Below are 12,761 nucleotides of genomic sequence, written 5' to 3' on the forward strand. Positions count from 1 at the left end.
CCATAGCGTAAGCTAGTAAGATCCCTGAAAGATGATCAGGTTGATAGGTTCGAGGTGGAAGCGTGGTGACACGTGGAGCTGACGAATACTAATAGATCGAGGACTTAACCAATAAAAAAAGCGGAAGCGACTTGTTCAGAGTCGCTGGAGCTGGATTCAATATGAAGCAAATGTTATCTAGTTTTGAGAGAATATAAAAAAACTTGTTGACTTTTTAAGTGAATTAGGTATAATAATGATTGTCTCAAATGAATATTGTCTGGTGATGATGGCAGAGAGGTCACACCCGTTCCCATACCGAACACGGAAGTTAAGCTCTCTAGCGCCGATGGTAGTTGGGGCCTTGCCCCTGTGAGAGTAGGACGTCGCCAGGCTATATTATTCCGCAGTAGCTCAGTGGTAGAGCTATCGGCTGTTAACCGATCGGTCGTAGGTTCGAGTCCTACCTGCGGAGCCATTATGCTTCCATAGCTCAGCTGGTAGAGCACTTCCATGGTAAGGAAGAGGTCACCGGTTCAAGCCCGGTTGGAAGCTTGGGAAAAGTATTGAAGATTTTTGGCCCGTTGGTCAAGTGGTTAAGACACCGCCCTTTCACGGCGGTAACACGGGTTCGAATCCCGTACGGGTCACCACTTTTGGAGGATTAGCTCAGCTGGGAGAGCACCTGCCTTACAAGCAGGGGGTCGGCGGTTCGATCCCGTCATCCTCCACCATAATATGTCGGAGGGGTAGCGAAGTGGCTAAACGCGGCGGACTGTAAATCCGCTCCTTCGGGTTCGGCAGTTCGAATCTGCCCCCCTCCACCATTAAAAAAATAACCTAATTAAGGTTTATTTTTTTGATAAGACAAGTATATTAGTAAATATTAATGGGCTATAGCCAAGCGGTAAGGCAACGGACTTTGACTCCGTCATGCGCTGGTTCGAATCCAGCTAGCCCAGCCATTTACGAGCCATTAGCTCAGTTGGTAGAGCATCTGACTTTTAATCAGAGGGTCGAAGGTTCGAGTCCTTCATGGCTCACCATTTTTGCGGAAGTAGTTCAGTGGTAGAATACAACCTTGCCAAGGTTGGGGTCGCGGGTTCGAATCCCGTCTTCCGCTTTATTCATTCGGGGCCTTAGCTCAGCTGGGAGAGCGCCTGCCTTGCACGCAGGAGGTCAGCGGTTCGATCCCGCTAGGCTCCATAAAAAAGCTTACATCAAATGGATGTAAGCTTTTTTTTATTATAATTTAAAAGAAAATACAATCTAATATTTTACTATAGATGATGGGGGAAAGGAAATGAAAATTGTTATTGCTTCTGATTCGTATAAAGAGAGTTTGCAAGCAAGTGAAGTATGTACAGCCATTCAAGAAGGGTTCAGTGCAATTTTTCCAAGAGCAGAGTATGTAAGAATACCGATTGGAGATGGCGGCGAAGGAACGGTTCAATCGCTCGTGGATGCGACGGGAGGGGATATCATTTCTACTTCTGTCACAGGCCCTCTTGGAGAGAGTGTAGAAGCGTTTTATGGTATCTCTAAAGATAAAAGAATAGCGTTTATTGAAATGGCGGCAGCATCGGGGTTACATCATATTCCACTTAAGAAGCGAAACCCACTTATTACAACTACAAAGGGAACTGGAGAACTCATATTACATGCTTTAGACCAAGGGGTAAAGCATATTATATTAGGACTTGGAGGAAGCGGAACGAATGATGGAGGAGCGGGTATGTTATCTGCTTTAGGGGTTCAGTTTTTCAATGCGGCTAGTGAAAGAATAGAACCTGTTGGTGGGAATTTACATTGTATTGAAAGTTTTCAACTTTCTAAGTTAGATTCACGCTTAGCACATGTCAAGTTAGAAGCTGCCTGTGATGTTGATAATCCATTAATAGGAGAAAAAGGGGCCTCTTTTGTATTTGCAAAACAAAAAGGGGCTACCATGGAGGTTATGGGGAAGCTTGAAGAAAATTTGCAGCATTATTCTTGTCTATTGAAAAAACAATTACATATTGATGTAGCAGAAATTCCAGGGGCTGGGGCAGCCGGCGGAATGGGAGCGGCAGTTGTGGTACTAAAAGGGAAACTTCGCAAAGGGATTGAAATTGTTTTAGATGCAATACGCTTTCATGAGCAGTTAATAGATGCGGATCTTGTTATAACTGGCGAAGGAAGAATTGATGCACAAACAGCTTATGGCAAGGCTCCTGTTGGAATTGCCAAGCGTGCTAAACAGTACCATATACCAGTTATAGCGATTGGCGGATCTGTTCTTGCTAATCATGTCTCAGTCCATAAAGAAGGAATTGATGCTGTTTTTAGTATAGCAACAAAGCCAATGTCTTTAGAAGAAGCATATCAATCAGCTAAGGAAAACATTCAAATAACGGCGAGAAATATTGCAGCAGTATGGAAATTAGCATCGGAAAAACATCTCTAAGTATAGGGATGTTTTTTATATGGGGGAAAAGGCGATAATGCTTAGTCTACTTTATACAAAAATATATGTAGAAATATTAATTTCAAAGGACATAAGTGTGAATAAGGTGTATATCCATACAAAAAAATGTAGAGTTGAGTCAGACTATATAAAAGATTTAAAATATTTAGCGAAGGCATAAAAGGGGGATACTATCGATGAAGAAAGAAATTTCAATTATTGGAGTTCCAATGGATTTAGGACAACTGCGTCGCGGAGTTGATATGGGGGCAAGTGCCATTCGTTATGCAGGAGTAATTGAAAGAATTGAGCACATTGGATATGACGTGAAAGATATTGGGGATATACATATTGATAGAGAGAAAGAGGTAGATGGAAATACAAAATTAAGAAACCTTACACAAGTTGTAAAAGTTTGTAATGAATTAGCAAGTAAAGTTGATCATATTATAGAAGAAGATCGTTTTCCGCTTGTACTAGGCGGCGATCATAGTATAGCGATTGGGACACTTGCAGGGGTAGCAAAACATTATAAAAATTTGGGTGTGATTTGGTATGATGCACACGGTGATCTAAATACAGAAGAAACTTCACCGTCTGGAAATATTCATGGCATGTCGCTTGCTGCAAGTTTAGGATATGGACATCCTTCACTCGTCAATTTATATGAAGCGTATCCAAAGGTCAAAAAGGAAAACATCGTAATTATCGGTGCACGCGCATTAGATGAAGGAGAAAAAGAATTTATCCGTAATGAAGGAATTAAAGTATTTACAATGCATGAAATTGATCGTATGGGTATGACGGCTGTTATGGAAGAAACGATTTCTTATTTATCACATACAGATGGTGTTCACTTATCTTTAGATTTAGATGGTTTGGATCCACATGATGCACCGGGGGTTGGCACACCTGTAATTGGTGGTCTATCCTATCGTGAAAGTCATTTAGCAATGGAAATGTTAGCTGAAGCTGACATAATTACGTCCGCCGAATTTGTGGAAGTAAATCCAATTTTAGATGAGAGAAATAAAACTGCAACGACGGCTGTTGCATTAATGGGTTCTTTGTTCGGTGAAAAACTGAAATAAATGTAAGAAAAGCGGCTGAAATGCTGCTTTTTTTATTTTAAAATAGGAGTATAATAATGAGTTATATTGTACGTTATATTATAAAAGTTCGACATCTTACCAATTTAATCCAAAGGAGGGATGGTGTTTGTAATTGTCGCTTCTTTCATGTATGGTATAATTAACTAGTTGTTGGAAATACATACAGATAGAGCATAAATTTAATATTTTAATATGTGAATGAAATTGCTCATAAGTAGGAGGAAGGGTTAGCATGCCTTTTGGAGATATGCCTTTTTTACAATATCTCAGTACGATATTAGATATCGCCGTTGTGTGGTTTGTTATATATAAGCTAATTCTTGTAATTCGTGGTACAAAAGCTGTTCAACTTTTGAAGGGGATTACAGTTATAGTTGTTGTTCGTATATTAAGTTTTTTCCTTGATTTACATACGTTATATTGGTTGACAGACCAAGTGATAACGTGGGGGTTTTTAGCAGTTATTATCATCTTCCAACCGGAAATCCGAAGAGCGCTTGAACAATTAGGCCGAGGTAGTCTATTCTCTCGCACGATTAGTCATGAGGAAGATGAAGCTGAAATTGTTGCTACAGCAGTATCGAAAGCAACCGAATATATGGGAAAACGAAGAATTGGTGCATTGATTACATTATCTAAGGAAACTGGAATGGGAGATTATATAGAAACAGGGATTCCTTTGAACGCAAATGTTTCATCGGAATTGCTCATTAATATTTTTATCCCGAATACACCTCTTCATGATGGAGCGGTTATTATGCAAGGAAGCACGATTAAAGCAGCAGCGTGTTATCTTCCATTATCAGAAAGTCCTTTTATTTCTAAAGAGCTAGGAACGCGTCATCGAGCTGCAATGGGTGTAAGTGAAGTGACAGATAGTATTACTGTTGTTGTATCAGAAGAAACAGGTCAAATTTCTTTAACGAAAAATGGCGAATTACATCGTGATTTAAAGGTAGAGCAGTTGAAAGAAATGCTTTTGGCAGAGTTTAGTGGTGGTGATATGAAGACAACTTCTTCATCTTTATGGAATTGGAATTGGAGGAGAAAACGTCATGGATAAGTTAATGGAGAACCATTGGTTTTTAAAAGGAATCTCATTACTATTGGCGTTGATGCTTTTTATGTCAACAACCATAACAGAAAAGAATAATACTGCCAATATATCACCTTTTGCTGGTGATACAAAAGAAACGTTAACGGACTGCCCTATCAAAGTAGATTATGACACAGACAAATACATTGTTACCGGTATCCCAAGTCAAGTAAAGGTGAAATTAGAGGGATCTAAGGCCTCTGTTGCTGCTATAAAAGCCAAAAATAAAGTTGAGATTCCCGTGGATTTACGCGGTTACAAAAAGGGAACATATGAAGTTCCGCTTAAAGCGGTGAATCTTCCGAGTAATGTAAAGGCAACTGTTCAACCATCTAAAATTAAAGTTGCCATTTATAATAAAGCGAAAAAGTATGTTTCTGTAGATATGAAGTTGTCCAATGAAGATCGATTGCAGTCTGGTGTGAGCATTGATAGAGCCGCTCTGAAACCGAAACCTGATACAGTTGAGGTAGTGGGAACGGAAGAGGAAATAGATAGCATTGCTTCTGCTCAAGCATATGTTGATGTAAAAGATATTAACAAAACAGTCACAAAAGAAGCGGAAGTTATGATATATGATAAAAATGGAAAACGTTTATATTTAAAAACGAGTCCTTCTAAGGTAAGTGTGACGGTTCCGGTTGTTGCACAAACGGGAGAAAATTCTAGTGAAAAAACCGTACCGCTAAACTATATAAAAAAAGGAAATGTGCCAGAAGGTTTAGCGGTTACGAATATCAGTCTTCAACCGAGCGAAGTGACAATTTCGGGTCCAAAAGACGTTTTGGATAATATAAAAACAATAGAGGGGGTCGAAGTAGACTTGAGTAAAATAACAGAGTCTACAACATTCGATGCCTCTGTTTTATTACCAAAAGGTGTCACGAGCGCAAAGCCTAACCAAGTAAAGGTCTCTGTTCATGTACACGCGCAGAAAGAACAAACAAAACATAAGACAGTTGATGGTATTCCAATTCAAAAAAATGGTCTTGCAAATGATATGACTGCGCAAATCATTTTCCCGCAAAGCGGAAAGATCAGTGTTGATATTTCAGGAGAAGCTAGTATAGTAGAAAAAATAACAGCGGCACAAATAACAGCTGTAATAAATCTACAAGGTTTGTCTTCAGGAACACACGATGTTTCCATTCAAGTTAGTGGTCCAAGTAATGTTTCAATAAATGCAAAACAAAAAAGTGCAAAGGTTACTCTTGGAAAGAAAGAACAACCAAATAAAGAAGTACAAGGTAACATAGAGCAATCTAATTCACAAAAAGGAAACGAAAGTGAAGCAGAAAAGTCAAAAGAGCAAGATAAAGAAACAGAACAAAATAATGGGACAGGAAAAGAAAATACAACAGAGGAACCAAAAGAGCAAGATAAAGGAGAGAATAGTAATGGGTAAATATTTTGGAACAGATGGTGTACGCGGTGTTGCAAATAAGGAATTAACACCAGAATTAGCATTTAAAATCGGTCGCTTTGGTGGTTATGTATTAACAAAAGATACAAATCGTCCAAAAGTTATTATCGGTCGTGATACACGTGTATCTGGCCATATGTTAGAAGGAGCTTTAGTGGCAGGTTTACTATCAATTGGTGCGGAAGTTATGCGTCTTGGTGTTATTTCAACTCCTGGAGTTGCTTATTTAACAAAAGCGTTAGATGCACAAGCAGGTGTTATGATTTCAGCATCTCATAATCCAGTACAAGATAACGGAATTAAATTCTTTGGTGCAGATGGATTTAAATTAACAGATGAGCAAGAAGCAGAAATTGAGGCGTTATTAGACAAAGAGGTTGATGAATTACCACGTCCAATCGGAACAAACCTTGGACAAGTGAACGATTATTTTGAAGGTGGGCAAAAATATTTACAATACATTAAACAAACTGTAGAAGAAGATTTCTCTGGTCTACATATTGCTTTAGACTGTGCACATGGTGCGACATCTTCTCTAGCACCATATTTATTTGCAGACTTGGAAGCTGACATTTCAACAATGGGAACTTCACCAAATGGGATGAACATTAATGATGGTGTTGGATCGACTCATCCAGAAGGATTAGCAGAGTTAGTAAAAGAAAAAGGTGCAGATATCGGCCTTGCATTTGATGGAGATGGAGACCGCTTAATTGCAGTAGATGAAAAAGGAAACATCGTTGATGGAGATCAAATTATGTATATCTGTGCGAAATACATGAAAGAAACTGGTCAACTAAAACATAACACAGTTGTTTCGACTGTTATGAGTAACTTAGGGTTCTATAAAGCGTTAGAAGCAAACGGTATTACAAGTGATAAGACAGCAGTGGGTGATCGCTACGTAATGGAAGAAATGAAACGTGGTGGCTATAACCTTGGCGGTGAGCAATCAGGTCATATTATTATGCTGGATTACATCACAACTGGAGATGGTATGTTAAGTGCACTTCAGCTTGTCAATATTATGAAAGTGACGAAAAAGCCATTGTCTGAGCTTGCAAGTGAAATGAAAAAATTCCCACAACTATTAGTAAATGTTCGTGTAACAGATAAAAAATTAGCATTAGAAAATGAAAAAATTAAAGAAATTATTCGTGTAGTAGAAGAAGAAATGAATGGGGATGGCCGCGTTCTTGTTCGTCCTTCTGGAACAGAGCCACTTATTCGTGTAATGGCAGAAGCACCAACACAAGAGCTTTGCAATGAGTATGTACATCGCATTGTAGATGTTGTAAAAGCTGAGGTTGGAGCTGAATAATTCGCCGATTTTCTTGAAAAAGGAGCACATTTTGTGTTCCTTTTTCATAATGTTTTATAGGTAATGAAAAAAATTTCATTGACGGTTTATGTTGTTTGTTATAAGATGGTCTTGTTCTTTTTCTCGATGTAAATATAAGAGTGATTAAAGCGCCAGAACTACAAATTGTGTAGTTGACGAGGAGGAGTTTTATCGAGATTTCGGCGGATGACTCCCGGTTATTCATCATAACCGCAAGCTTTTATTTAAATCACTGAGGCGACTTGGTGGACAAAGATAAAAGTGTGATGAGAGAAAAGGGACGGATGAATACTAGCTGTATAAATGTTATACGGACTGGAAACCAATCGAGAGGAAGGTGAAAGCCGTTACAGATTTACAGAGCTAGCAATATGTAATCCGTTTTTTATGAAAAATAATGAGATTGGACGAGGTCGTTACATGTTCGCAGGGCAATGTAAGCATTTGTAACGGCGACTTAAACATGTGTGGAATTGTAGGATTTATTGGAGAGAAAGATGCAAAGGAAATTTTATTAAAAGGTTTAGAGAAGCTAGAATACCGTGGATATGATTCAGCAGGTATTGCAGTACAGACAGAGAACGGTGTTGTTGTGTACAAAGAAAAAGGTCGTATTGCAAAACTTCGTGAAATCGTAGATGAAAATGTAGCAACAAGCGTGGGAATCGGTCATACACGTTGGGCAACACATGGTGTTCCAAGTAAAGTAAATGCGCATCCGCATCAAAGTACATCAAAACGCTTTACGCTAGTTCATAATGGTGTAATTGAAAACTATGAATTAGTGAAGAACGAATATTTACAAGATGTAACGTTTGTAAGTGAAACAGATACAGAAGTTATCGTTCAACTTATTGAACAACAAGTAAATACAGGTTTAAATGTAGAAGAGGCGTTCCGTAAAGTTTTATCTCTTTTACATGGTTCTTATGCAATTGGTTTACTTGATGCTGAAAATCCAAACATGATTTATGTTGCTAAAAACAAAAGCCCGCTATTAGTAGGTGTTGGCGACAACTTTAAAGTTGTTGCGAGCGATGCAATGGCGATGTTACAAGTTACAGATCAATTTATCGAATTAATGGATAAAGAAGTCGTAATCGTAACAAAAGAAAGCATTACAATTAAAAACTTACAAGGTGAAACGATTGAACGTGCGCCATTTACAGCGGAATTAGATGCAAGTGATATTGAAAAAGGAACATATCCTCACTTCATGCTGAAAGAAATTGATGAGCAACCACTTGTAATCCGTAATATTATTCAAAAGTATCAAGATGAAAATGGCGAGATTGAATTAGATGAAGAGATTCGCAGTGCTATTTTAGCGAGCGATCGCATTTATATCATTGCATGTGGCACAAGTTATCATGCAGGTCTTGTTGGAAAGCAATTTATTGAGAAATTTGCAAAAGTACCTGTAGAAGTGCATGTCGCAAGTGAATTCTCGTATAATATGCCACTATTAACAGAAAAACCTTTCTTCATTTACATTTCACAAAGTGGTGAAACAGCAGATAGCCGTGCCGTACTTGTGCAAACAAATGAAATGGGTCATAAAGCATTAACAATCACAAATGTACCAGGTTCAACACTTTCTCGTGAAGCTGATTACACGCTTCCTTTATATGCGGGGCCTGAAATCGCAGTTGCTTCTACAAAAGCATATACAGCACAACTTGCCGTACTTGCAATCTTAGCAGCTGACATTGCAAAAGCAAAAGGTGAAGTTCTTGATTTTGACTTAACACACGAATTAGGACTTGTAGCAAATGCAATGGAAGTACTTTGTGATCAAAAAGAAGAAATGGATGCACTGGCAAAACAATTCCTAGCAACAACACGCAACTGTTTCTTTATCGGACGTAGCGTAGACTTCTATGTAGGTTTAGAAGGGGCGTTAAAGCTAAAAGAAATCTCTTACATCCAAGCTGAAGGATTTGCTGGAGGAGAGTTAAAGCATGGTACAATTGCGTTAATTGAAAAAGGTACACCAGTTATCGCACTTGCTACACAAGAGCACGTAAACCTAGGAATTCGTGGTAACGTAAAAGAAGTAGTAGCGCGCGGTGCAAACCCATGCATCATCTCTATGAAAGGCTTAGAAATGGAAGGCGACAGCTTCGTACTACCAGCTGTACACGAAGCACTAGCACCACTTGTAGCCGTAGTTCCATTACAACTGATCTCATACTACGCAGCACTTCACCGCGAGTGTGACGTTGATAAGCCGCGTAACTTAGCTAAATCTGTTACTGTTGAGTAAGGGATTGGAGAGTTAGTGTTTGTTGTGTTGATTTGTAAAAAAGATTAATCATTTGAAACAAAGTTCGGTTATTTAAAATATAGATTGATAATTTATAATAAAGTTTGATTAAAAGAAACCTCTTACGGTATGATAGCCACAAGAGGTTTTTTCTTTTTATTCAGATTATTTAGGGGTGACAGTAATGGAGAGACGTTTTGACTGGGTATGGGATAAGTATAAAGAAGGTGCTAGAAAGAAGATTGAAGAGATTTGTTATAATATTTATAAAATATAAACATTAAATGTGTAAGAGTAACTAAGGGAGATGGTGAAATTGATGTTTATATACGAAATAAAGATAATTTTAAAATAGTTCAGTGCAAATTTTTCAAAAAAGAATTGGGTAAATCACAAAAAGAACAAGTAACAAAATCATTTGAAACAGTTATGAAAAATTATAGTACAGAAGTAGATGAGTGGATTTTATCTGTACCTATCAGCATGTCGAGAGAGGAAATTTTCTGGTGGGAAAATTGGAAGGAAGAAAATGAAGAGAAATTTAATAAATAAGTTTAATAAGAGTTACAGAGAAAAGCTGAATTCATGTAGAATTGCTTACATATAATTTCTGATATTAAGGAGAGCAAAATGAATATTGGATTTGATTTAGACCAAACCCTTCTAAACTTTAATAAGTGTAAAATAGAATCTTTAATACAAGTATTCATAGACCATAAAATTTTTAGTAGTAGAGAGGATGAAAGATTGGAAAAGTTTTTAAATACCTACGAACAAGTAAGTAAGTATCATTGGGAAAAAAGAGGGGAGAAACCTGCTTTGGAAGTAATACAATTTTCCATATCTGATGCATTAAAAAATTATGGTGTATCCTTCGATGAATACCTTATTTCCCAAAGGTATTGGGAATTATTTTGTTGCTCATCATATTTGGAACCTGGTGCAATTGAAATATTAGATGCTTTATCTAAGAAGCACCAATTATTTTGTATGACGAATGGTTATAGTGAATCCCAAAGGAGTCGGTTGAGGGCAGCAAATCTAGAACATTATTTTGAAGAGGTGTTCATATCTGAAGAATTAGGCATTGCTAAGCCAAATCCGAAAGCTTTGGAAGTTTGCCTAGAAAAATTAGAATTAAACAAAGAGGAAACAATTTATATAGGTGACTCCCTAAAAAATGATTACCTTGCTGCTAATGGAGCTGGTATACACTTCTACTTCTACAATCCTACAAATATTGAGACAACTACGAATAAGGGATTAACTCAATTTAGTCATTTAAAAGATTTATTAGATATTCTCTGAATATTTTTCAATTAAACAAGCCCATAGTCTATTAGGGGGGATTAAATTTGAGGGGTTTATTTGAATACCTACTAACAGCAAATGTAATAATTGAGTAACTATTCAGTTTTCTGATAGTTACTTTTTATAGATTCGTGTTTTAGATTTCTCTTCTCTTGTAAAGAATGGTACTACCATGAAGACAGGGGAAACACGATGATGATGAAATGGGAAGGGATTTTGACTGCCCGCAGTACAGAACCAGACACAATTGTGCAATTTGTTCAGATGTTGTTTCAGCGTAACGATGGATTAAAAATACGTACTCGCGTATTGGAAGTACAAGGTGAAAAATAGTACACATAACCATTTTTCTTCTTTTTTCGATTGGGCTCTGTCTTCAAAATCTCTTCGGAAGAAAACAAGACGTTTGCCTGATGGGATAGCCTGGTCATCTCGGTCGTACATTGCAGATGCCAGACCAGCCGAACTATCATCCTGTTCATTAGGTTACGGGTTTATAACGGTTGCGGTGTATCCTCGGAAGGGTTAGCACTCGAGCGTCATCGAATCAGCAAGTGTTTGACGTACTTATTCTGTCTATCGAAGTCATGCAACACGTTTTATACAATATAGACCCGGCCTCTGAGCACTTGGGTATATTTAAAACGGTACAAAATGAGTCCTTATGAAAGGACGACAGAACTTTTGCTTGTCCTGTTTGGACATGGTCTGAGTGAAGGAACGTCGATCACAATGAATCGAAAGATGGGCGGAGTTTTGGTAACGATTGAACAGGAAATCGTTGCCAATTATTTTCCGCTCACGTTCCTCACGGAGTTGGAACATCCAAGGCTAGCCTTTACTCCCTTCATCTAAATTGAGGAATAAAAGCCATGAACGCCATGAAGGTATTACCTCACTTCAAAGATACCATGGTACACGATGCTGGGTCTCCGTATTCCCAGTATTGGACTTGTAACCATGCATTGTGTAACGGACACTATCTCCGACAACCCAAAGCGGTATGGGAGATTTGTGGATAAATATAGGTGAAAGGCATCATAGACGTCCTTCTTTGGATAAAGGAAGGATAGGAACAAGTAAATTGTCAATCTCCCCCAAGCGAGTTTGACAATGGGAAGTGACATACAAATGGTATTATCATACATGGATTTACCCAAAATCCTACTTCTCCTCTCGCCAAGAGGAAGAGAAGATCAAAACAGAGCGTCTCGAAAATTTTTAAAATTGTCGTTCTCTTCATCAACATAGCATGCCAGCGTTTCTTCGAAACTCCTCTGTTCCATCTGATAAAAATCAAGCAGAACGCAATTTGCGAATGATGAAGATAAAGGAGAACATTTCTGGTATCTTTCGTAATGAATAAGATGGTGCTGTATTATGTCGTATTCGGAGCGTGATTTCTACCATAAAGAAACAGTAAAAACCTGTACTTGCTTTTCTGCAGAACATCGTAGAGACAGTCTGTTTTCAACATAGACTATATAAGGCAAGCGAAAGGGAATGAAACTTCTTTCGCTTGCCTTTCTGGTAAACTATCTACTACTAGGCTGAGCAGTTGTATAATTATTGGTGATTTAGAAATGACATTAAATTGTGATTTAGATAATTTTAATCAAACAGATATCAAACAAATATTAAACATTCTTACTGCTACAAAGGGATATGGTGACATGATTAACAAAGTGCCCTCCCTCGGTATATTCGAAAATTGATTGTTTGGAACCACCGAGGAAATGTTGTATGCACAATAGGGAAATGCTTAAAAATTTTTTATATTATGGGT

Annotated in this window: 10 protein-coding genes, 9 tRNA genes, 2 rRNA genes and 1 pseudogene; all 22 read left to right on the forward strand. The window is 37.9% G+C overall.

Translation table 11 applies throughout. The features are described 5' to 3' along the window. Nucleotides 1-112: ribosomal RNA gene (locus MR059_RS20480) — 23S ribosomal RNA — on the forward strand; the annotation flags it as partial. A 146-nt stretch (nucleotides 113-258) separates the two neighbouring features. Further along, nucleotides 259-374 (forward strand): 5S ribosomal RNA (rrf, locus tag MR059_RS20485). Between the two features lie 8 nt (nucleotides 375-382). Further along, nucleotides 383-457: transfer RNA gene (locus MR059_RS20490), tRNA-Asn, on the forward strand. Between the two features lie 4 nt (nucleotides 458-461). Continuing rightward, a tRNA-Thr gene (locus MR059_RS20495) sits at nucleotides 462-534 on the forward strand. Between the two features lie 23 nt (nucleotides 535-557). Beyond that, nucleotides 558-632, forward strand: a tRNA-Glu gene (locus MR059_RS20500). A gap of 5 nt (nucleotides 633-637) precedes the next feature. Then, nucleotides 638-713 (forward strand) — tRNA-Val (locus MR059_RS20505). 9 nt (nucleotides 714-722) lie between these two features. After that, nucleotides 723-806, forward strand: a tRNA-Tyr gene (locus MR059_RS20510). Between the two features lie 63 nt (nucleotides 807-869). Next, a tRNA-Gln gene (locus MR059_RS20515) sits at nucleotides 870-944 on the forward strand. A 5-nt stretch (nucleotides 945-949) separates the two neighbouring features. After that, nucleotides 950-1,025 (forward strand) — tRNA-Lys (locus MR059_RS20520). Nucleotides 1,026-1,030: 5 nt separating this feature from the next. Then, nucleotides 1,031-1,102 (forward strand) — tRNA-Gly (locus tag MR059_RS20525). 10 nt (nucleotides 1,103-1,112) lie between these two features. Further along, nucleotides 1,113-1,185, forward strand: a tRNA-Ala gene (locus tag MR059_RS20530). A 97-nt stretch (nucleotides 1,186-1,282) separates the two neighbouring features. Then, on the forward strand, nucleotides 1,283-2,425 hold the full coding sequence (locus tag MR059_RS20535) for a glycerate kinase (protein WP_011983281.1): 1,143 nt from the start codon (nucleotides 1,283-1,285) through the stop codon (nucleotides 2,423-2,425). Nucleotides 2,426-2,622: 197 nt separating this feature from the next. Continuing rightward, the gene (rocF, locus tag MR059_RS20540) at nucleotides 2,623-3,516 is read left to right on the forward strand and encodes an arginase (protein WP_011983282.1); all 894 of its coding nucleotides are present in this window, start codon (nucleotides 2,623-2,625) and stop codon (nucleotides 3,514-3,516) included. 253 nt (nucleotides 3,517-3,769) lie between these two features. Further along, nucleotides 3,770-4,600, forward strand: coding sequence for a diadenylate cyclase CdaA (gene cdaA, locus MR059_RS20545; protein WP_011983283.1), 831 nt, complete (start codon nucleotides 3,770-3,772; stop codon nucleotides 4,598-4,600). Then, entirely contained in the window at nucleotides 4,593-6,038 is a 1,446-nt protein-coding gene (locus MR059_RS20550; protein WP_011983284.1) for a CdaR family protein, read from the forward strand. The genes cdaA and MR059_RS20550 overlap by 8 nt, the downstream gene beginning before the upstream one ends. Further along, on the forward strand, nucleotides 6,031-7,377 hold the full coding sequence (gene glmM, locus MR059_RS20555; RefSeq protein ID WP_011983285.1) for a phosphoglucosamine mutase: 1,347 nt from the start codon (nucleotides 6,031-6,033) through the stop codon (nucleotides 7,375-7,377). The genes MR059_RS20550 and glmM overlap by 8 nt, the downstream gene beginning before the upstream one ends. Nucleotides 7,378-7,664: 287 nt before the next feature. Continuing rightward, nucleotides 7,665-7,848 (forward strand): annotated as a pseudogene (locus MR059_RS22055) (hypothetical protein). Between the two features lie 13 nt (nucleotides 7,849-7,861). Then, on the forward strand, nucleotides 7,862-9,664 hold the full coding sequence (gene glmS, locus MR059_RS20560) for a glutamine--fructose-6-phosphate transaminase (isomerizing) (RefSeq protein WP_041809361.1): 1,803 nt from the start codon (nucleotides 7,862-7,864) through the stop codon (nucleotides 9,662-9,664). Between the two features lie 381 nt (nucleotides 9,665-10,045). Further along, nucleotides 10,046-10,216 (forward strand): hypothetical protein, encoded by a 171-nt coding sequence (locus MR059_RS20565; RefSeq protein WP_011983287.1) that lies wholly within the window; start codon nucleotides 10,046-10,048, stop codon nucleotides 10,214-10,216. Between the two features lie 78 nt (nucleotides 10,217-10,294). Next, nucleotides 10,295-10,972, forward strand: coding sequence for an HAD family hydrolase (locus MR059_RS20570; protein ID WP_011983288.1), 678 nt, complete (start codon nucleotides 10,295-10,297; stop codon nucleotides 10,970-10,972). 195 nt (nucleotides 10,973-11,167) lie between these two features. Next, nucleotides 11,168-11,308, forward strand: coding sequence for a hypothetical protein (locus MR059_RS20575; RefSeq protein WP_162533129.1), 141 nt, complete (start codon nucleotides 11,168-11,170; stop codon nucleotides 11,306-11,308). 919 nt (nucleotides 11,309-12,227) lie between these two features. After that, nucleotides 12,228-12,341 carry an IS66 family transposase gene (locus MR059_RS22380; RefSeq protein ID WP_011983289.1) on the forward strand — a complete coding sequence of 38 codons (114 nt, stop codon included), beginning with the start codon at nucleotides 12,228-12,230 and terminating at the stop codon, nucleotides 12,339-12,341. The last annotated feature ends 420 nt before the right edge of the window (nucleotides 12,342-12,761 follow it).

It is taken from the genome of Bacillus cereus group sp. BfR-BA-01522 (assembly GCF_022662635.1).
Taxonomy (GTDB): domain Bacteria; phylum Bacillota; class Bacilli; order Bacillales; family Bacillaceae_G; genus Bacillus_A; species Bacillus_A cytotoxicus.

What these genes read in the sequence shown, in the direction of transcription:
- rocF (WP_011983282.1), top strand. Translation starts at nt 2,623, where the DNA reads ATGAAGAAAGAAATTTCAATTATTGGAGTTCCAATGGATTTAGGACAA.
- glmS (WP_041809361.1), top strand. Translation starts at nt 7,862, where the DNA reads ATGTGTGGAATTGTAGGATTTATTGGAGAGAAAGATGCAAAGGAAATT.
- cdaA (WP_011983283.1), top strand. Translation starts at nt 3,770, where the DNA reads ATGCCTTTTGGAGATATGCCTTTTTTACAATATCTCAGTACGATATTA.
- glmM (WP_011983285.1), top strand. Translation starts at nt 6,031, where the DNA reads ATGGGTAAATATTTTGGAACAGATGGTGTACGCGGTGTTGCAAATAAG.
- MR059_RS20550 (WP_011983284.1), top strand. Translation starts at nt 4,593, where the DNA reads ATGGATAAGTTAATGGAGAACCATTGGTTTTTAAAAGGAATCTCATTA.
- MR059_RS20570 (WP_011983288.1), top strand. Translation starts at nt 10,295, where the DNA reads ATGAATATTGGATTTGATTTAGACCAAACCCTTCTAAACTTTAATAAG.
- MR059_RS20575 (WP_162533129.1), top strand. Translation starts at nt 11,168, where the DNA reads ATGATGATGAAATGGGAAGGGATTTTGACTGCCCGCAGTACAGAACCA.
- MR059_RS20535 (WP_011983281.1), top strand. Translation starts at nt 1,283, where the DNA reads ATGAAAATTGTTATTGCTTCTGATTCGTATAAAGAGAGTTTGCAAGCA.
- MR059_RS22380 (WP_011983289.1), top strand. Translation starts at nt 12,228, where the DNA reads ATGCCAGCGTTTCTTCGAAACTCCTCTGTTCCATCTGATAAAAATCAA.